A 19,409-nucleotide genomic window follows, 5' to 3' on the forward strand; every position below is an offset into this window, starting at 1 on the left:
CGTCAGTTCCTCGCGCCGAAGGGGCCCTGCGGCCGGCCTCGCACCCGGGCGATGGCCTGCACCAGCTCGCGCAGGGGCACTGGCTTCGTCATGCACACCACCGCGCCCTGGGCCGCCACCACCCGCAGCATCTCCGGCACCACGTGCCCGGACACGGCGATGATGGCGACGGACAGGTCCGCCTCACGCACCTTCTTCACCAGCTCCGGCCCGCTCATCTCCGGCATCACCAGGTCCAGCACGCACACGTCGTAGGCGCCCGAGCGCAGCGAGGTGAGCGCCTCCTCGCCGCTGTAGACGGACCGGGCGCGCAGCCCCACCGTGCTCAGCGCCCGCACCATGGCCTGGGCCACCTTCTCGGTGTCGTCCACCACCAGCACCTGGGGGGCCCGCATCGCGCGCAGCACCGTGTCCAGCGCGTGCGCCACGTCGAAGGGCTTGGGGAGCACGGTGAAGGCGCCCTCGGCGAGCGCGTCGTCCACCAGCTCCTCCGCGGTGAAGGCCGTCATCAGCACCACCGGCATGTCGGGGCGCTCCTGCTTGATGCGGCGCAGGAGCTCCACCCCGTGCAGCCCGGGCATGCGGATGTCGGTGAGGACGACATCCACCTGCTGCTCACTGAGCAGACGCAGGGCGTCCTCGCCGGAGGAGGCCTCCAGCACGGTGTGGCCCTCCAGCTCCAGGTTCGCCGCGAGGGTGATGCGGAGCGACTCCTCGTCGTCGACCAGCAGGATGCGAGCGGGGCCCACTGCCACTTCCTCCATCACGCGGCCTGTGCCGCCGCGGACGCGGGGAGCTGAATGGTGAATTCGCTCCCCCGACCCGCTTCACTGCGCACAGAGATTGTGCCCCCGTGACGTTGCACCATGTTGGCGACAATGGCCAGTCCCAAGCCCGTCCCGCGCGTCTTGGTGGTGAAGAGGGGTTCGAATATCTTCGGGAGTACGTCCGGAGGGATGCCCGAACCGTCGTCCACCACGCGAACGGACCAGGGCCCCGCCTCCCCGCCTTCCGCCAGCACTGAAACCTCCCCCGTCCGTCCCGAGGGCATGGCCTCCACGGCGTTCTGTACCAGGTTGACCAGGACCTGGCGGAACTGCTCCTTGTCCAGGTTGGGGACGGGGAGCGACTCGGGCACGCCGTTGACGATGCGGACCCCCTCGCGCGGGGGCACCACGCTCAGGGCCTCGTCCACCAGCGGCCGCAGCGGGCAGGGCTGGAGCGCGGGGGGGCGCTCGCGGGCGAAGTCGAGCAGGTCGGAGATGATTTTCGCGCAGGCGTTCAGCTCCCGCTCCATGACGCCCAGGAACTGGGAGACGCGCGGGTCCTCGGCGGCACCGACCGGGTCCTTCGTCAACTTGCGGGACAGGTAGGCGTGGGCGTTGCGCACGGCGGCCAGCGGGTTGCGCAGCTCGTGGCCCACGCTGGCGGCGAGCTGGCCCACGGCCGCCAGCTTCTCCACCCGGATGAGGTGCTCCTGGAAGCCGCCCAGCTCGCGCAGGGCCCGGTCCAGCTCGCGCGCCTTCGTGCCCTCGCGCTCGCGGGCCAGCTCCAGCTCCGCGCGGCGCACCGCCACCTCGCGCAACTCGCGCCACATGCCGCGGCAGGCGTGGAGGAGCACCAGGTCGAAGGCGGCAATCCAGAAGGCGTGCTCCAGGAAGCGCCACCACTCCGGGTGGAGCACGCCGTAGACGGACTCCGGCCACAGCGCGCCTCGCACCGCGAGGTCCGCGACGAGCATGGCCGTCGCCGACAGCAGCACCCGCGGGTCCCGGTAGAGGGAGAGCAGGGCCAGCGAGGCGAAGATGAGGAAGTGCGTCTCGATGCGGCCGCCCGACAGGTGGATGAGCAGCGCGGACCAGAGCGCCTGGGACACCGCGATGGCATGCCGGGTGAGCAGGGCGCCGGGGCGCCAGCGGGAGAGGAAGACGGGGACGGCGGTGAGGACGGCGCCCAGGAGGACGGCGGTCTTCAGGAAGGCCAGGTCGACCCCGTGCTCCTTCCCGAGCCAGCCCTCGGGCGACCAGAGCGCCGCCACGATGATGGCGATGGCCCACTGCACCACCGCCAGCCCCGCGAGGAGCCGGTCCGTCCGGCTGCGCACCCGGTCCACGTGCTCGTTCAGGAGCAGCGCTGCCCGCTCCTTGAGCGCCCTCCCGGAGCCGCGGTCTTCCTCCTGCGAAGGCATCATCGAATGCATCCCGCCCGGACTGCGGACGGGCCCTCCTCCATCGGCGTGCGACGTGAGACGGTGGATGCGACCTCCACGGCTGCCTGCCCGGGTGTGTCCGCGAACCGCCCTCGCGCCCGGGTGGGGCTGACAGCGACGCGGCGCGGGTCGGGCGGATGATAGAGCAACACCTGGAGGGGAGTGGCGCTCCCCGGGGAGGATGCCTGCCTGCTTCGTCCGACGGCGGGGCACGGCGCGCCTGCCTGCACGCCGGGGCGGGCATGGAGGCCACGGGGAGACGGCGTCATCGCACCCCCCGCTTGCGCTCGGCCAGGCCGGAGGTGATGAGGCTCATCTCGCGCTTGAGGCGGGTGGCCTCCGCCGCGCGGCGAATCATCGCGATGAGGTCCGGGGGCCGGTAGGGCTTGAGCACGAGGTAGAAGAGGCCCTGGGCCTGCTGCTGGTCCTTGCGGTCCAGGTACTCGCGGTAGCCGGTGACGAGCACGCCGGCGAGGTGCGGGTGCAGCCGCGTCGCCTCGCGCAGCAGGTCCATGCCGTTGCGCCCCGGCATGTGGAAGTCGGTGCAGAGGACGTCGAAGCGATGCAGCGACAGCAACCTCAACGCCGAGCCCGCGTCTCGCGCGGGATGGACGTCGAAGTCTTCGGAAAGCACGGCCGCGGTGGTGGCGAGAACGGGCTCCTCGTCGTCCACCAGCAGCACCTTGAGGCGCTGGGCATTCATGGCGTGGGGGCACGCACGATAGCGCCCGCCGCCCGTGCTCCGTCAGGGGGTGGCCGCTGATTCTTCGCCAGGCCCTGGCATCCAGCGCCGGGACGCCAGGGACTGGGCACCTTGACCTACATGAAGCGGCGCTCCCGCATCAGGCCATGGCTGAGTTTTGCCGTGGGGGGGAAGGCCGCGCCCGTCACTGCCCGTGGTGCGCGTGCAGTGTCTCCGCGTAGTGCTGGAGCTGGCGCCGGGCGGCGTCGAAGGCATCCGTCACCGCCTGGTAGGCGTCCTCGTGTCCCGTGCGCTGCTCCGGGTCTCTCGCCGCGATGATGTTCCTGCCGGGCACGCTCACGTCGACGCGCACGTGGAAGTGCTTGCCCTGCTGCTTGTGGCGATGCGGCTCCTCCACCACCACGTGGCACCCCACGATTCCGTCGAAGAACTGCTCCAGCTTGTCTGCATGGTCGCGGATGTGCTCGTTCAGGCCGTCGCTCGTCGCCATCCCGCGATACGTAATCTGCAGCGCTCGCTTCATCGTCCGCCTCGGGTTGTGCCCCTGTCGGGCCTCGGGTTGCACTGCTCTTCCATTGCATGGACGCGGCCAGCGCCAACTCCGCGGAATCCCGTGGGAGTCGCACCTCCACCCCGCAGCGTTTGCGGCGAAATGACCCACCGCCGCAGCTCCTGCGGGGCGCAATGCCCCTTCGGAGCGCGGCGTTGCGCTCAGCTCGGCGCGGGGATGGGCGCGCGACCGGCGTCCAGGGCTTCCGCGGACGTACTCACGCTGGGGAACTGCACGCCCTCTTCGCGGTCCGTGCGTTCCTTCAGCATGCGGACCTCCTCGCGCGTGCGGTGCAGGCCCGCGCCCACCCACTCGTAGGCGCGGTGCAGGAACGAGGACGCGGCGGAGAGCGCGAGCACGGAGCCCAACCACCGCGCCTGCCTCGGCGCCACGGCGCGCGCGGCCAGCAGGCCCGCGGCCACCCAGGGGCCCAGGCAGAAGGGACAGCCCAAGAGCTGCCCCAGCGCCTTCTGCATCCCCGTGCCGCGAGCCACTTCCTCCACCTCGCCCGCGGTGGAGCTCTCCTGGAAGCGCACGAAGGGCGCGCGCAGGAAGCTCGTCACCTGGTCCTTCGCCAACAGCCGCGTCACCGAGTGCGTCGCCACCGTGAACAGCGCCAGGTCCGCCAGGCCCGTCCGCTCCGGCAGCCGGCGCCGGCTCCGCGCCGTCCAGCCGAGGAAGCCCGCCACGGACACGCCATAGGCGCCGACGAGCACCGCGTACGAGCCCAGGGGGTGATGCGCATCGTCATAGCCGGCGAAGAGGCCGGTCTCCTGCGGAGCCTTCATGGGACGGGTCGCCTCCAGATGGTCCTTGAAGACTGCGCATCCCCTGGGACGGGCCCAAGGGATGGGCAGGCGGGCGGACAGGCCCTCGTCCCGAAGTTCCACCGCGAGCTCAGCTCCGCGCGTCCACGTCCAGCACGGCCGCGCCGCGCACGTGGCCCTGTCTCAGCGCGGTGAGCGCCTCGTTCGCGGCGGACAGGGGGAACACCTGCACCTCGGTGCGCACCGGCACGCCCGGCGCGAGCGCGAGGAAGTCCAGCGCATCCGCGCGCGTGAGGTTCGCCACCGAGCGCACCACGCGCTCCTGCCAGAGGAGTGCGTAGGGAAACGCGGGGATGTCGCTCATGTGGATGCCGCCACACACCACCACGCCGCCCCGGTCCACGGCGCGCAGCGCGGTGGGCACCAGGGCGCCCACGGGCGCGAAGAGGATGGCGGCGTCGAGCGGCTCTGGCGGCAATTCGTCCGAGCCTCCTGCCCACTCCGCGCCCAGCTCCCTCGCGAAGCGCTGGCCCCCGGTGTCCCCGGGGCGGGTGAAGGCGAAGACGCGCCGTTGCTGGTAGCGCGCCACCTGGAGCAGCACGTGCGCCGCAGCGCCGAAGCCGTAGAGGCCCAGCCGCTCGGCGTCTCCGGCGAGGCGCAGGCTCCGGAAGCCGATGAGCCCCGCGCACATCAGCGGCGCGGCGTGGACGTCGCTGTAGCCGGCCGGGAGCGGAAAGCAGAAGCGCTGGTGCGCCAGTACGAACTCGGCGTAACCGCCGTCGAGGTCATAGCCGGTGAAGCGCGCCCGCTCGCAGAGGTTCTCCCGGCCCGCGACGCAGAAGCGGCACTCGCCACAGCTCCAGCCGAGCCATGGCACCCCGACTCGCGTCCCTGGCGGGAAGGCCGTCACTCCCTCGCCCGAGCCCACCACCGTGGCCACGATTTCATGGCCCGGTACGAGGGGCAGCTTGGGGTGCGTCAGCTCGCCATCCACCACGTGCAGGTCCGTGCGGCACACGGCGCAGGCCCGTACCCGGAGCAGCAATTGCTCCGGGCCGGGACGTGGGATGGGGAGCCGCTCCTCTCGCAGCGGTTCGCCCGGTGCATGCAGCACCATCGCCCGCATGGTCCCTTCCATGGACCGCTCCCCTCGCGCGCCTCGCGCTCTTGGGGAAAACATGGCGACGACCCGAGACACGCTGAAGCATGCCTCGGGCGCCCGGCCGGCAGGTGAAGGAGGAGACCGCCGAGGGAGAACCTGGGACGCCCGTGTCGCGTGGAAGCACGTCCCGGGCGGCGGACGGCACTCCCGGCGAAGCCGCCACCTCGCCCCAGGGCCCTCGCTTCGTCAGAGCTGCACGCCGGCCAGCACGCCCGGCCACATGCGCACCACGGTGCGGCCGCTGTCGGAGACCTCACGCCAGTCGAGCCCGAGCCCCACCTCCTTCCACTCGTCGCTGCCATTCCAGCTGGTGAGCGTGTTGGCGCTGACGCCGGCGAACACCGAGAAGTGGGACGCCACCTGCAAGCCCCCCATCACCCGCAGCTGCCCGAGGACGTGCTGGCTGTCTTCGCTGAACAACCGCCGCGTGTGGAGGCTGCTGCCCACCAGGTCGATGTCCACGTAGAAGCGGTCCAGCGGGATGTGTCCACCGAAGCCCGCGCCGAGGGTGTAGCGGCGCCGGTCTTCTCCCAGGGACGGCGTGAAGCCCGCCGTGAGCAGCGTGTAGAGGTGCTTGCCGCCCAGCTTGACGCCCACGTTGGTGAGCGACACGTCGCTGCTCCACGCCAGCAGGTGCGCCTGGCCGTTGCCCACGAAGCTCAGCAGGCCCACGGACTCGCCCTCCGAGTTACCCGCCACGTTGACGAGCCCCACCTGCGCGCCGTCCACGCTGCCCGCCACGTTGACGAGCCCCACCTGCGCGCCGTCCACCTTGCCGCCCACGTTGATGATGGACACCTGCCCGCCCGAGATGTGACGCGCGAAGCTGACGCCCGAGGACATCTGCACGCCGGACACCTCGGAGGCGATGTTGGCGCCCGCCGCCATCTGCAGCCCGCGCACCGGGCCTCCCGCCACGTTGACGCCCACCGCCAGCTGCGCGCCGCGCACGGCCCCCGTCGCCACGTTGGCGCCGACACCGAGCTGCGCGCCATTCACCGCGCCCGCCACCGTGTTGAGTCCCACGGAGAGCTGCGCACCCTCCATCGCCCCGCGCACCACGTTGACGCCGACGCTGGACTGCACGCCGAGGAAGTCACCGCCGGACACGTTGCCGCCCACGGCGAACTGCCCGCCCGTCACCGGCCCTCGCGACACGTTGGCGCCCACCGCGAGCTGCGCGCCATTCAGCCCCTCCTCCACCCAGTTGGCGCCCAGCGACATGGCCGCCCCGTCCACCCGCTTCGCGTGCGTGGCGATGAGGCCGATGGACACCGTGTTGACCACGTTGCTCGTGTGGAAACCCGCCGTGCTGAGGCCCGGCACCAGCGAAAGGCTGAAGGGGATGTGGACCTCCTGCGCCTCCGGGCTCGCGGCTGGCTCCGCCGCCTTCGCCACCGTCGTCGTGTCCGTCGCCGGGACCGCGCTCACCGCGCCACCCACGGCCGCGTCCACCAGCGGAGGCGCCACCATGACGCGCTCCATCCCGGGGCCCTCGACGGCCGGGGCCGCCACCGCGTCGCCGGCCTCGCCGGGACGCACCGGAGCCGACTCGGCCGCCGGCCCCGAACCATGTGCCTGCACGCCCGCCTTCGGCTCCTCGGCGCTGGCCGAGAATGCCACCACCGCCGCCACGACCCCCGCACACACCGAGACCTTGCGCTTCATCGCCTGGACCTTCCTGGACTGTTCCGAGAGGGGCCCGGCCCGCACCGCGCGAGCACCGGGGCCACACAGAGAGATTCGTCGGGGGACGTCGCCGCCCCACTCGCGGAAGGGAACACCGGCACCGCGCAAAGCTGTCACCGGACCGTGTCGCCCCTCTGAAGGCGACACCTTCCACCGGGAACTTTCACCTGCCCACACACTCGCGGCCCTGGCGCACCGGCCCGCGACGCACGACGCTAGATTTCCCCCATGGCCTCCACTCCGCGTCAGTCCCGTCCGCCCACGACGACCCGCCGCGAGGTGCTCGCCGCGGGGCTCGGCAGCCTGCTGCTCCCGGCCGTCGCCGCCGCGCAGGCCGCACCCAAGCTGCCCGCGAAGCCCACCGCTCCACCCACCGCGAAGCCCACCTCCCGAGGAGACGCCATGCTCACCCGCCCCATCCCCAGCACGGGTGAAGCGCTGCCCGTCATCGGGCTCGGCACCTGGCAGACGTTCGACGTGGGCAACACCCCGGCCGAGCGCGGCCCCCTCGCGGAGGTCCTCCGCCGCTTCCTCGCCTCGGGCGCGCGCCTCATCGACTCCTCGCCCATGTACGGCCGCGCGGAGGCCGTCACCGGCGACGTGCTCGAAACGCTCGGCGAGCTGAAGACGCCCTTCCTCGCCTCCAAGGTGTGGACCACCGGCAAGGCGGAGGGGCTCTCGCAGTTGCGCGCCTCCATCCAGAAGATGGGCCACGGCCGCATGGACCTGATGCAGGTCCACAACCTCGTGGACTGGCGCACGCAGCTGCCCATGCTGCGCGAGTGGAAGGCCCAGGGCCGCATCCGCTACGTCGGCGTCACCCACTACTCGCGCAGCGCCTTCGATGATTTGGAGCGCTTCATCCGCGAGGAGAAGCTGGACTTCGTGCAACTGCCCTACTCCCTCGCGCAGCGCGACGCGGAGGCGCGCCTGTTGCCCGCCGCCGCCGAGCACGGTGTGGCCGTCCTCGTCATGCAGCCCTTCGCCACCGGCTCGCTCTTCCAGCGGGTGCGCGGGCGCGCCGTGCCGGAGTGGGCCGCCGAGTTCGACTGCACCACCTGGGCGCAGTTCTTCCTCAAGTTCATCCTCGGCCACCCCGCCGTGCACTGCCCGCTTCCCGCCACGAGCAACCCCGACCACGTGGCCGACAACCTGCGCGCCGGCTTCGGCCGCCTCCCCGACGAGAAACAGCGCGCCCGCATGGCCCGCGTCCTCGAGGGCTGAGCGACAGCGCTCGAAGGCTGAAGCTACAGCTCCGGGTCCGGCGCGTACTGCAGCTCGCCCGTCGGCTCCAGCACCAGCCCCGTGCCCGGCTCGCCCGCGTCGTCGTCGCGGCCCACCTCCAGCACGGAGTCCTTCGCGTCCCACTGGCCCAGGTAGTACTCGCCGCCCGCGGCCATGCACGCGCGGCCCTCGGACACCACCGTCTCCACCACCTCCTGCTTGTCGCTGGTGGCACGCAGGAGCGTCCACTCCTTGCCATCCTCGCGGAAGCCCGCCACCAGCTCCTTCAGCTCCTCGTCGCGCGGAGCGCCAGCCGGCAGCGTCTGCCGCTCCCACTTGCGCGCCTCCCTCGCCGGCTGCTTCGCCTTCCACGCGCGCGCCAGCTCCAGCACCTTCTCCTCCGCCGAGTCCTGGAGCGCGTGCATCTCCTCCGGCAGCTCGATTTCCTCCAGCGCCAGCAGCGCCGTCTCCAGCTGCAGCGCCTTGAGGCTCCACTCGTTCCACGCCGTCTTCAGCACTCCGTCACCCTCGCTTTCCCGCGCGCGCCCTGACGGAGCACCGCGGCCCGGCAAGCCCACTACCACACCGCCTGCCTGCCCTGGCGGCGAGCAGGGGGCCCTTCCATGCCCGGTGCCCTCCGCACGACCTACCTTGAGCGCCCAGGGAGGAGCAGCCATGGCGAGCAAGAAGAAGGACACACACGAGGTCGTCCAACACTTCGGAGACCTCATCAAGGGCATCAAGGTCGCGATGATGACCACCGTGGAGGAGGACGGCAGCCTGCGCAGCCGCCCCATGTGGACCCACGACAGGGACTTCGACGGGGAGCTGTGGTTCTTCACCCGCGAGCACTCGCCCAAGGTGGGCGAGGTGGAGCACGACCACCACGTCAGCCTCGCGTACTCGGACCCCACCAGAGACCGCTACGTCTCCGTGAGCGGCCGCTGCCGCCTGGTGCTCGACAAGCAGAAGGCCCGCGAGCTGTGGAACCCCACCCTCAAGGCCTGGTTCCCTGACGGGCTGGATGATCCGGAGCTCGCCCTGCTGTGCGTGCGCGTGGAGCGCGCCGAGTACTGGGACACCCCCAACAGCCGCATGGTGCAACTGGCCGGCATGGTGAAGGCCGCCCTCACCGGTGAGACGTACAAGCCCGGCGACAACCAGAAGCTGGATATGGGCGACGCCCCGCTGCCGCACTGAGCCACACTATATAAGGAGGGACGGCCGCACCGCTCCGGGCGCCGTCTCTTCTTCCAAGAATTCCGGTTGCGCCGGCCCCGCGCGGACGCCATGAGAGGGCCCGCCGGGCCGGCGCGTCACACACCCCTGTAGGCCACACCCACACCCCCTCCGCCTCGCGCGAGCCTGGGTCACAAAAAACCCTCGGCCAGGTTGCCGCGTATGGTCAGGTGGGTGTCATCCGCCGGACGTCGTGGTGTTTCTCTGACAGCCCCGTTCGCCGTGCCTTGTAGCTGGCGCCTGGCTGATCCATTCAGAGCGACTCCGACCGTGGTACGAGCGCGCGAATCACATCACGTTGAAGTCAACAACGCTTTAGAGTATCAACCATCCGCTTTCGAGATTTTCCGCATGCCCCATTGGTATCGTACTGAGGGTGTTGCATACGGCGGACTCGAATACGTCTAGCGGGGCGGTCCTGTTTCCGCCCTTCGAAGGAACTCCAAGATGGAAAACAAGAGGTCGGTCTCGAAGCCCGAGGGCAAGCTGGCGGTGTTGGTGCCTGGCCTGGGCGCGGTGTCCACGACGCTGATGGCGGGCGTGGAGCTGGCACGTCAGGGCAAGGGTCAGCCCATCGGCTCGCTGACGCAGATGGGCACGGCACGCCTGGGCAAGCGCACCGACGGCCGCACCGTGAAGCTCGGCGAGCTGGTGCCCCTGGCCCAGCTGCAGGACGTCGTCTTCGGCGCGTGGGACATCATCAGCGAGGACGCGTACCAGGTCGCGGTGCGCTCCGGCGTGCTGAACGACAAGCACCTGGAGCAGGTGAAGCCCTTCCTGCAGGGCATCAAGCCGAAGAAGGGCGTGCACGACGCCGAGTTCGTCCGCCGCATCGAGGCGAACCACACCAAGTCCACCAAGACGCACCGCGAGAGCATCGAGGCGCTGCGCCAGGACATCCGCGACTTCAAGAAGGAGCTCAACGCCAAGCGCGCCGTGATGGTGGTGTGCAGCAGCGTGGAGACCTTCCGTCCGCTGCCGGACTCCTTCAAGACGCTGGCCGCCTTCGAGAAGGCGCTCGACGAGAACAGCCCGGACATCAACCCCACCGCGCTCTACACCTACGCGGCCCTGAAGGAGGGCGTGCCCTTCGCCAACGCCACGCCCAACGCCAGCGTGGACACGCCCGCGCTGCAGGAGCTGGCGAAGCTGGAGGGCATCCCCGTCGCCGGGCGAGACCTCAAGAGCGGCCAGACGATGATGAAGACGGTCATCGCCCCCGCGCTCAAGGCGCGCATGCTGGGCCTCGAGGGCTGGTTCTCCACCAACATCCTCGGCAACCGCGACGGCGAGGTGCTCGACGACCCCGCGGCCTTCAAGGCCAAGGAAGTCACCAAGTCGAGCGTGCTGGACACCATCCTGCAGCCGGAGCTCTACCCCGAGCTGTACAAGAAGTACGCGCACAAGGTGTCCATCCACTACTACCCGCCCCGCGGCGACGCGAAGGAGGGTTGGGACAACATCGACATCGTCGGGTGGCTGGGCTACCCGATGCAGATCAAGGTCAACTTCCTCTGCCGCGACTCCATCCTCGCGGCGCCGCTCGTCCTGGACATCGCGCTGTTCCTGGACCTGGCGAAGCGGCTGGAGTGGCGCGGCATCCAGGAGTGGATGTCCTTCTACTTCAAGAGCCCCATGGCCATGCCGGGCCTTCCGGTGGAGCACGACCTGTTCATCCAGCTCACCAAGCTGAAGAACACGCTGCGCGTCGTTGCTGGTGAAGAGCCCATCACCCACCTCGGACTCGACTACTACGGGGATGACCTCCCGCTCTCCAAGTAGAGCCACGCCGTTCACATGGCTCGTCACCTTTCTGGGTGTGGGCCATGTGGCGCTGGTGGCGGCCACCGGTCGGCTCCGGTGGGACCACGTCGCCGCGGACGCGCTGCTGCTGGGGGTGGCCTGGGCGGGCCCCCGGACGCGGCGCTTCCTGGCAGGCGGGCTCCCGCTATGGCTGACCGGTATGCTGCTGGACAGCCAGGGACTCTGGCTGTTCCTCCGGGGCACCATCCACACGGGTGACCTGTGGGAGTTGGAGCGCCGACTGTTCCCCGCCCCCGGCGGTCTCAACTGGCCCGAGTGGTGGGCCACCCGGTTCCATCCGGTGCTGGACCTCATCTGTGGCTTCTCGTACGCGGCCTACCTGTACGAGGTCTTCGCCGTGGCCATCTTCTTCTTCGTGAAGAAGGACACGCGCTTCGAAAAGGTGTGCTGGGCCTTCCTGCTGGTGAACGCCATTGGCGTGGTCATCTACCTCGTCTACCCGGCGGCGCCCCCCTGGTACGTCCTGAAGTACGGCCCCGGCCCCGCGGACCTCGCGGCCCTGCCCAGTCCGGCGGGTACGGCGCGCTTCGACGCGCTGCTGGGCATCCACTACTTCGCCAGCTTCTACGCGCGGAACACCAACGTCTTCGGGGCGATGCCGTCACTGCACGCGTCCTACCCGTTCATGATGGTGTTCTTCCTGTGGCACAAGGGCTGGGCCTGGCGCGTGCCCGCGGCGCTGTTCTCGGCGCTGGTGTCGTTCTCCGCCGTGTACCTGACGCACCACTACATCCTGGACGTGCTCGCGGGGTTGACCGCGGCCCTCGCCGCCTTCCTGGTGGTGGAGGCGGTGTTCGCGCGCCGTACGGCGCCCGCGCCCATCGCAGTGCCCCTGACGACTTCTAGAGGAGACACCCGTGCTTGAGAACCTGGTGGCGTGGCTGAGCGGAAACCTGTCTCCGTCGGCCCGCATCTGGACGGCGCTGGCCCCCGCGATTCTGGCCTGTGCCTACTTCCTCGGAGGGCTGCTGCTCTTCTGCATCCGGTGCGCCTTCAAGGGCATCCCCCGCGACGAGGAGACGCTCAAGCGCGGCAGCACGGTGCTGGTGGGCTTCTTCCTCCGGCACTACTTCTTCTGGGTCATCCAGCCGCTGTGGGCGGTGATTCTGCGCTCGGGCCTGCCGGCCAACGCGCTGTCCATGCTGTCGGGCCTCCTGGGCATCTCCGCCGGCGTGGCGCTGGCGGCGGGCCGCTTCGCGCTGGGCGGCTGGCTGTTCCTCTTCGCGGGCATCCTCGACGTGATGGACGGCCGCATCGCCCGCACGCGCAAGGAGGCCAACCCGGCCGGCGCGGCGCTGGACTCGGTGCTGGACCGGTACGTGGACTCGGCGATGTTGATGGGCCTGGCCTGGTACTACCGGGACACGTGGGTGCTCTTGCCCGCGCTGATGGCGCTGCTCGGCTCGTCGCTGGTGCCGTATGTGCGCGCCAAGGGCGAGGGCCTGGGCGTGAGCGTGCGGGATGGCGCCATGCAGCGGCTGGAGCGGGTGCTCTTCCTGGGCGTGGGCACGGCGCTGTCGCCGATTCTCGAGGCCGTCTTCTGGCCCCAGGAGAAGCACCCCATGCACTGGCTGGCGGTGGTGGGCCTGGTGTTCGTGTCCATCATGAGCAACTACACGGCCATCACCCGCTTCCGGAACCTGGTGAGGGCGCTGGCGCCGAAGCGGCAGGAGGCGCGCTCCGAGAAGGCCATCTACGGCCTCAACGCGGTGGCGGGCGCGGTCGCCACGGCGGCGGACTTCGCGCTGGTGCTGCTGCTGGTGGAGTGGCTGGGCATCCTGCCCGCCTGGGCCACGGTGGTGGGCTCCGTGCTGGGCGCGGTGGTGAACTACTCCATCAACCGCGTGTTCACCTTCAAGAGCACCGCCGCGGTGTCGCGGCAGTTGGCGCGCTACGCGGTGGTGAGCGGGACGAGCGCGCTGCTCAACGCGGGCGGCGTGGCGCTGTTCACGTTGCATCCGCAACTGCCCTACGCGTTGGGTTGGTGGCTGGTGCGCGGCGTCGTGTACTTCGCGTGGAACCTGCCCCTGCAGCGCGATTATGTCTTCAACGACAACGCCTCGCCGGATGCGCTCCTGGAGCAGCGCCCACATGCTGCGTAAAGTCCTCTTTCAGGTCCTGATGGTGGTGGTGCTCCTCACCACGCTCGCGCTGCCCGGACGGGCGGCGGGCGCGGGGCTGGAGCCGGCGCCCTCCCCGCTCGACAACTACGGGGAGAGCTTCACCTTCATCGGGGACCTGGAGGACGGCACCTTTGTCCTGGTGCAGCTGTCGGTGACGAACCTGGGCCCCGGCTCGCGCCACGGCATCTGCCGCGCGTCGGTGCTCAAGCCCGGGCAGCGCGCGTGGACGCCGCAGAAGAAGGTGGGCGAGAAGGAGTGGAGCTACGACGTGACCAGCGGCACGCTCCAGGTGGGCACGTGCTCGGCGCGGTCGGCGGGTGGCTTCACGCGGGTGGAGGCGCCGCTGGACGGCGGGCGGGTGGTGCTGGAGTACGCCGCGCCGGTGCAGCCGCGGTCCCCCGAGGGCTCCGACGTGGAGGTGGGCAGCGCGCGCTACCGCCACGAGGTGACGCTGGCCTTCAGTCCGCTGCGGGTGACGCTGCAGCTTCCCAAGGGCGCGGAGGAGACGCGCGTGGGTGGCGGATACGCGGACCACACGCGCTCGACGATTGCTCCGGCGAAGCTGGCCAAGCGCTGGGTGCGCTTCCGCGCGCTGCGCGGTGGTGAGCGGATGGTGCTGCTGGCGCGCGAGGGCCAGGATGGTGAGTTCGGCCCCGTGTACGAGTGGGAGGAGGGCGGCAACCCCCACCCCCTGGAGCACTTCACGCTCAGCCGCGAGGGCGCGAAGGAGCGCAGCGTGTGGAAGGTGGAGGTCTTCGGGGACGGCGGCGCGGCGCTGGTGCTGCGCTCCACGCAGCTGTTGCAGCGCAACGCGCCGGTGGAGGACCTGGGTATGCTGGCCGGGCTGGTGAGGCCGGTGGTGGGCTCGCCGGTGACGTACCTGCACCGCGCGGTGCTGGAGCGCGCGGGGAAGCCGCCGGTGGCGGGGCTGATGGAAGTGACGCTCGAGGGCGACCAGTGAGCGTGTCGCTGCTCCGCGACGTGCACCATGTGCCAGGAGTTCGAGGCTGGGTGCGCAAGCAGGTGCTGCGCTCGGTGGCGCGGTGCGTGGAGTGGACCACGAAGCTGCCCGGGCAGGGCCTCAACGTGTCGCGCGTGAATGACTGGCTCCACGTGGGCGGCGGCGTGCCGCGCTCGCGGTACGCGGAGCTGAAGGCCCGTGGAGTCACGGCGGTGATTGATTTGCGCGCCGAGCGCTGCGACGACGCGAAGGCGCTGGCGGCGCTGGGAATCGAGTTCTTCCACCTGCCGGTGACGGACCGGTATCCGCCTTCCGTGGAGCAGTTGATGCGCGGCGTGGAGTGGGCGCTGCCCCGGGTGGAGCAGGGCGGGCACCTCTTCACGCACTGCGAGCACGGCGTGGGGCGTGGCCCGTTGATGGGCCTGGCCGTCATGGTGGCGCGCGGCTGGGAAGCGCCTGAGGCGTACCGTGAGCTGCGCAAGGCGCGGTGGCAGTCCACGCTGAACGACAGGCAGCTCGGTGGACTCGCGGACTTCGTCGAGGCGTGGAAGTCCCGGGCGGGCGAGCGCGCGGCGTAGTCACCGCGCCCTGGCGACAGCAGGAACGTCAGCAGCGACCGAAGCTCGTGAAGGGCGGTGATTGGAACCGTGCCGAGGCTCGGAGCCATGCTCCGTCTCAGGGTTCCGGAACCGTCACCCTGCGCCTCCACGCGGCTGGAGTGACACCGTGCACGCGGCGGAACAGACGGATGAAGTGCGTCACGTCCGCGTAGCCCACGCGCTCGGCGATGATGTCCACACGCTCATCCGTGCCTCTCAGGCGGCGGCGGGCCTCGGCCATGCGGCACTCGAGAATCCACTCGCCCACGGTGCGGCCCGTCTCCTGACGCACCACTCCCGCCACGTGCGCGGACGAGCGCCCCACCGCCCTCGCCACCTTCGCGAGCGACAGCGGCTCGATGCAGTGGGTCTCGATGTACGTGAGCGCCTTGCGGCTCAGTCCCACCGAGGGTGACTCCTGCGTCGTGGCGGGCGACGACATGCGCTCCAGCTCGATGAGCACCAGGCGCAGCAGCGCGAGCGCGGCCTCGTCGCCGCCCCGCTCCGCGTGCGCCAATTCCTCTCCCAACAGCCGCATCCACCGCAGCAGCCGGCGGCGCTGCACCACCGTGGGCCGCAGCACGGGGTGACAGCCCTGGCGCACCCGCATCAACGGCCCGAGCCGCGACGCCCCCTCTCCCATGGCGTCCGTGCCACCAAGCACCTCCGGATGGAAGGCGAGCCCCCAGCCCTCCGCGTCCGACACGCTCACGCGATGCGGGTCCCCGGGCGGAATGAGGTGCACGTCCCCGGCGCGCACCGCGAACTCGCCCGCGTGCCGCACCCGGGACTGGCCTCGCGTCACCAGCATCACCACGGCGTAGGTGTGGACGGACGCGGGGCCTCGCATCCCCGAGCCTCGGACCTGCAGCCGCTCCACCATGATGGGGAGGCGTCCCTGCTCGAAGTCCCTCCGCGTCTGCGAAACGAAGTGCTTCGGGGTGCACGACTCGGAGGACATGCGGCCTTCGTAGCGAGCCGGCGCGCGGAGCTCAACCACCTCACCCATGGCTGACGCCCGCGAACTCCATGTTCAGGGTGTGGTTCATCTTGTATCCCACCATCGCGCCCTGCGACGCCGCGATGAGCGCGCCCTGCAGCATCGTCGTGAGGTCCCCCGCCGCGAAGATGCCGGGGATGGACGTCTCCTGGAACTCGTTCACCTTGACGAAGCCCTGCTCGTCCAGCGCGAGTCCCAGCCGCTGCACCAGCTCCACCTGACGCTGCGGCGGACGGGCGAAGATGAACTCCCGCGCCACCCGCGTCCCGTCCTCCAGCTCCACCGACTCCAGCGCATTCCCATCCGCCGTGGGCACGAGCCGGCGGATTCGCCGCTCCTCCAGGCGGACGCCCGCCCGCTCCAGTTGCGCCCGCTTGTCCGCGGACACCACGAGGGCTCCCTCGGTGAACACCACCACATCGCGCGTCCAGCCCGTCACGAACATGCTGAAGTCGAGCATCAGCTCCGACGATGCGAGCACACCCCACTGCCGGTCCTGAATCTCCCAGCCGTGGCAGTAGGGACACTGGAAGATGGCCTTGCCCCACAGCGCCTTGTAGCCGGGCACGTCCGGCAACACGTCCACCATGCCCGTGACCAGCACCACGCGCAGCGTGTCCACCATGTCGCCGCCCTCCAGCAGCACACGGAAGCGCGGGCCGATGCGCTCGATGCCCTCCACCCGCACGTCGCGGACCTCCACGTCGTAGGGCCGGAGCTGCTCGCGGCCAATGCCGCGGAACTCCTTGGGCGGCGTGCCGTCCCGGGTGACGAAGCCATGGATGTGCTCGGCCGCCGCGTTGCGGGGCGAGCCCGCGTCGCAGAGGAGCACCTTCTTGCGCCCACGGCCCAGCACCAGCGCCGCGCTCAGGCCCCCGGGGCCGCCACCTACAATCACCACGTCCTTCGTCTGGGTCGTCATGGCCAATGGCTATTCGCCAGCCCGCCTGCGCGGGAGGGCGCGGCTTCGCACGGAATCGGCGCATCCTCGGGTGTGCGGCCCTCCGGCCACGGTGACGCTTCCTTCCGCGCGGGAACACCCCTTGCAACCTGTGCCGGCTTCGGGAGGACGTCATGCGCAACGCCCTGATGCTCGGACTCACGCTCGCCTCGCTCGCTGCCTCCGCTGCCGAGCGGTGGACCGCGCCCTACGCCCTGGAGGACCAGCAGGGCCGCACGTTCCGCGTCGTCCTCGGCGCCAAGGCCCCGGAGGACGTGGCGTCCCGGCTCGAGTTCATGACGCTCCTCGGGAAGAAGGACCTGGCCACGGCCCGCTTCCAGCGCGTCGAAGCCGTCTGCACCGACCTGTGCGACTCCGGGCGGCCCACGTGCCACACCGTGGGCGTGTACACACAGGAGCCCGGCACGGGCGACGTCGGAGAGGGGCTCGCCGCCCTGCCGGGGCGAGTCGAAGGGACTCTGAGCGCCCCACTCCCCGGCAAGCCCGAGAAGGCCCCCACCGTGAAGCAGTGGGCCGAGAAGGAGTTCCAGGTGCCCGTGGACGAGAGCACCCCCGCCACGCCCCTCCCCGAGGGACTGCGCCCCCTCGCCTACCGCTGGGTGCCTCACGGCGACGCCAGCGCGGTGCTCGAGGAACGGCAGGGCGGAGTGGACTTCTTCGCCCCTCCCTTCCAGCTCACGGACTGTCGCCAGGAGCAGCAGCCTCCCTTCACCCGTCTCACCTGCCCGGGCGCCTCGCTCCTGTACGCGAAGCAGCGGCTCCTCTTCGCCAGCTTCGCCGAGTACGCGGAGCCCACCACCGCGTGGGTCGCCACGCTCCGTTCCGGGGTCCAGGAGGTGTACCTGGTGCGCGTGGGCCTGAAGGCCCAGGCCGTGCCCGGGCTCCTGTTCCGCGACGGGGAACGGTGGCGGCTGCTCATCCGCCCGGCGGACTACCCGCTCCTCTGCTGAGCGATGGCCACCTTTGAGCCGCTCCCCGAAACCGGCGGGAGCCGCCGAACAACGGCCTGCGCTCGCCCCTCCCCGGTGTTAGAGAGCGGCTTCAGCCAAAAGGTAACGGCCATGATTCCCTTTTCCGTCCTCGACCTCTCCCCCATCCCCCAGGGCAGTGACGCCGGTCAGGCCCTCCGCAACACGCTGGACCTGGCCCAGCACGCGGAGCGGTGGGGCTTCAAGCGCTTCTGGCTGGCCGAGCACCACAACATGACGGGCATCGCCAGCGCGGCGACCTCGGTGGTCATCTGCCACGTCGCCAGCGGCACCTCCACCCTCCGCGTCGGCGCGGGCGGCGTCATGCTCCCCAACCACGCGCCACTCATCATCGCCGAGCAGTTCGGCACGCTGGAGGCCCTCTTCCCCGGCCGCATCGACCTGGGCCTGGGGCGCGCGCCGGGCACCGACCAACGCACCGCCCGCGCGCTGCGCCGCGACTTGATGAGCAGCGCGGAGAGCTTCCCGCAGGACGTCATGGAGCTGCAGGCCTGGTTCGAGCCCGCCACACCGCAGCAGGCCGTGCGCGCGGTGCCGGGCGCGGGCTTGAGGGTGCCGCTCTGGCTCCTCGGCTCCAGCCTCTTCAGCGCGCAGCTCGCGGCAGCGCTCGGCCTGCCCTTCGCCTTCGCTTCGCACTTCGCGCCCGACCAGATGATGCAGGCGCTGCACCTCTACCGGACGAACTTCAAGCCGTCCGCGTCACTCCAGAAGCCGTACGCCATGCTCGGCATCAACGTCTTCGCGGCGGACACGGACGCGGAGGCGCAGCGGCTGGCCACGTCCCTCCAGCAGGCCTTCATCAACCTGCATCGCGGCACGCCGGGCCCGCTCCAGCCGCCCGTGGACAGCATGGAAGGACGCTGGACGGAAGGCGAGCGCGCCTTCCTGGAGCACATGTTCTCGTGCACCGTCATCGGCTCGCCGTCCACGGTGCGCCGCGGACTGGAGTCCTTCATCGAGCGCACCGGCGCGGACGAGTTGATGGTGACGGGCCAGATTTTCGACCACGCCGCGCGCCTGCACTCGTTCGAAATCGCCTCCCAGGTCCATGACGCCATGGCCATGGACGGCGCCTTCCAGCGGCCCGCCACCGCGACGGCGGCGGAGGCCCGCTAGCCCGCCGCTACGGCCAGGTCCTCGGCTGCATCGCCTCGGGCCGCCGGTTGTCCGTGGGCGTGAGCGCGTCGGCCGGGGCGCACCGGCACACTTCGCAGCCGCGGTCGCGGTCCAGGGTGCAGTTCTCACCGGTGATGCACGTGAGGTCTCTCGACTCCGCACAGCGCACGTCGCCCTGCTTGTCCTTCTTGCTCCCGTGGCTGCAGCCCGCGGCGGCCACCAGCACCGCCGCCACCAGCCACCGCCTTGCACCGCTCCGAATCAATCCGCGTGTCATGGCCGCACCTTCCGTC

At 70.6% G+C, this 19,409-nt stretch carries 20 protein-coding genes; 9 read left to right on the forward strand and 11 right to left on the reverse strand.

Annotated elements, in window-relative coordinates:
* Positions 1 to 2: 2 nt before the first annotated feature.
* From OV427_RS17335 to OV427_RS17365, 7 genes are all read right to left on the reverse strand, one after another.
* Positions 3 to 767 carry a response regulator gene (locus OV427_RS17335; protein ID WP_420718267.1) on the reverse strand — a complete coding sequence of 255 codons (765 nt, stop codon included), beginning with the start codon at positions 765 to 767 and terminating at the stop codon, positions 3 to 5.
* Positions 764 to 2,191 (reverse strand): sensor histidine kinase, encoded by a 1,428-nt coding sequence (locus OV427_RS17340; RefSeq protein ID WP_267857234.1) that lies wholly within the window; start codon positions 2,189 to 2,191, stop codon positions 764 to 766. Before OV427_RS17340 ends, OV427_RS17335 begins: the two co-directional genes overlap by 4 nt.
* Before the next feature lie 283 nt (positions 2,192 to 2,474).
* A complete protein-coding gene (locus OV427_RS17345; RefSeq protein WP_267857235.1) occupies positions 2,475 to 2,912 on the reverse strand; it encodes a response regulator in 438 nt (145 codons plus the stop codon).
* 184 nt (positions 2,913 to 3,096) lie between these two features.
* A complete protein-coding gene (locus OV427_RS17350) occupies positions 3,097 to 3,435 on the reverse strand; it encodes an HPF/RaiA family ribosome-associated protein (protein ID WP_163997632.1) in 339 nt (112 codons plus the stop codon).
* 188 nt (positions 3,436 to 3,623) lie between these two features.
* On the reverse strand, positions 3,624 to 4,250 hold the full coding sequence (locus OV427_RS17355; RefSeq protein ID WP_267857236.1) for a DUF1360 domain-containing protein: 627 nt from the start codon (positions 4,248 to 4,250) through the stop codon (positions 3,624 to 3,626).
* A 109-nt stretch (positions 4,251 to 4,359) separates the two neighbouring features.
* Positions 4,360 to 5,367 (reverse strand): zinc-dependent alcohol dehydrogenase family protein, encoded by a 1,008-nt coding sequence (locus OV427_RS17360; RefSeq protein WP_267857237.1) that lies wholly within the window; start codon positions 5,365 to 5,367, stop codon positions 4,360 to 4,362.
* 210 nt (positions 5,368 to 5,577) lie between these two features.
* Positions 5,578 to 7,059 carry a hypothetical protein gene (locus OV427_RS17365; RefSeq protein WP_267857238.1) on the reverse strand — a complete coding sequence of 494 codons (1,482 nt, stop codon included), beginning with the start codon at positions 7,057 to 7,059 and terminating at the stop codon, positions 5,578 to 5,580.
* A 249-nt stretch (positions 7,060 to 7,308) separates the two neighbouring features.
* Here OV427_RS17365 and OV427_RS17370 point away from each other — a divergent pair, with 249 nt between their 5' ends.
* Complete coding sequence (locus OV427_RS17370; RefSeq protein WP_267857239.1) at positions 7,309 to 8,304, forward strand: aldo/keto reductase; 996 nt, start codon at positions 7,309 to 7,311, stop codon at positions 8,302 to 8,304.
* Between the two features lie 23 nt (positions 8,305 to 8,327).
* Here the strand turns inward: OV427_RS17370 and OV427_RS17375 are convergent, their stop codons facing one another.
* The gene (locus OV427_RS17375; protein ID WP_267857240.1) at positions 8,328 to 8,822 is read right to left on the reverse strand and encodes a hypothetical protein; all 495 of its coding nucleotides are present in this window, start codon (positions 8,820 to 8,822) and stop codon (positions 8,328 to 8,330) included.
* Positions 8,823 to 8,979: 157 nt separating this feature from the next.
* Between OV427_RS17375 and OV427_RS17380 the strand changes: the two genes are divergently transcribed.
* The 6 genes from OV427_RS17380 (at position 8,980) to OV427_RS17405 (ending at position 15,029) form a co-directional block, all read left to right on the forward strand.
* Positions 8,980 to 9,504: a pyridoxamine 5'-phosphate oxidase family protein gene (locus OV427_RS17380; protein WP_267857241.1), complete on the forward strand. Its 525-nt coding sequence runs from the start codon at positions 8,980 to 8,982 to the stop codon at positions 9,502 to 9,504.
* Between the two features lie 486 nt (positions 9,505 to 9,990).
* The gene (locus OV427_RS17385) at positions 9,991 to 11,325 is read left to right on the forward strand and encodes an inositol-3-phosphate synthase (RefSeq protein WP_267857242.1); all 1,335 of its coding nucleotides are present in this window, start codon (positions 9,991 to 9,993) and stop codon (positions 11,323 to 11,325) included.
* Complete coding sequence (locus OV427_RS17390) at positions 11,303 to 12,232, forward strand: phosphatase PAP2 family protein (RefSeq protein WP_267857243.1); 930 nt, start codon at positions 11,303 to 11,305, stop codon at positions 12,230 to 12,232. The genes OV427_RS17385 and OV427_RS17390 overlap by 23 nt, the downstream gene beginning before the upstream one ends.
* Positions 12,225 to 13,469 carry a GtrA family protein gene (locus tag OV427_RS17395; protein ID WP_267857244.1) on the forward strand — a complete coding sequence of 415 codons (1,245 nt, stop codon included), beginning with the start codon at positions 12,225 to 12,227 and terminating at the stop codon, positions 13,467 to 13,469. The genes OV427_RS17390 and OV427_RS17395 overlap by 8 nt, the downstream gene beginning before the upstream one ends.
* Positions 13,459 to 14,451, forward strand: coding sequence for a hypothetical protein (locus OV427_RS17400; protein ID WP_267857245.1), 993 nt, complete (start codon positions 13,459 to 13,461; stop codon positions 14,449 to 14,451). Before OV427_RS17395 ends, OV427_RS17400 begins: the two co-directional genes overlap by 11 nt.
* Entirely contained in the window at positions 14,448 to 15,029 is a 582-nt protein-coding gene (locus OV427_RS17405; RefSeq protein WP_267857246.1) for a protein-tyrosine phosphatase family protein, read from the forward strand. Before OV427_RS17400 ends, OV427_RS17405 begins: the two co-directional genes overlap by 4 nt.
* Before the next feature lie 97 nt (positions 15,030 to 15,126).
* Here OV427_RS17405 and OV427_RS17410 read toward each other — a convergent pair whose 3' ends face one another.
* A complete protein-coding gene (locus OV427_RS17410) occupies positions 15,127 to 16,011 on the reverse strand; it encodes an AraC family transcriptional regulator (protein ID WP_267857247.1) in 885 nt (294 codons plus the stop codon).
* A 40-nt stretch (positions 16,012 to 16,051) separates the two neighbouring features.
* Positions 16,052 to 16,972, reverse strand: coding sequence for an NAD(P)/FAD-dependent oxidoreductase (locus OV427_RS17415; RefSeq protein WP_267857248.1), 921 nt, complete (start codon positions 16,970 to 16,972; stop codon positions 16,052 to 16,054).
* 152 nt (positions 16,973 to 17,124) lie between these two features.
* On the opposite strand from OV427_RS17415, the gene OV427_RS17420 reads away from it, so the two are divergent.
* Entirely contained in the window at positions 17,125 to 17,961 is an 837-nt protein-coding gene (locus OV427_RS17420) for a hypothetical protein (protein ID WP_267857249.1), read from the forward strand.
* A 111-nt stretch (positions 17,962 to 18,072) separates the two neighbouring features.
* Entirely contained in the window at positions 18,073 to 19,116 is a 1,044-nt protein-coding gene (locus OV427_RS17425; RefSeq protein ID WP_267857250.1) for an LLM class flavin-dependent oxidoreductase, read from the forward strand.
* Positions 19,117 to 19,123: 7 nt separating this feature from the next.
* Here OV427_RS17425 and OV427_RS17430 read toward each other — a convergent pair whose 3' ends face one another.
* The gene (locus OV427_RS17430; RefSeq protein ID WP_267857251.1) at positions 19,124 to 19,393 is read right to left on the reverse strand and encodes a hypothetical protein; all 270 of its coding nucleotides are present in this window, start codon (positions 19,391 to 19,393) and stop codon (positions 19,124 to 19,126) included.
* Positions 19,394 to 19,409: the final 16 nt, after the last annotated feature.

The organism is Pyxidicoccus sp. MSG2, from assembly GCF_026626705.1.
Classification (GTDB): Bacteria; Myxococcota; Myxococcia; order Myxococcales; family Myxococcaceae; genus Myxococcus.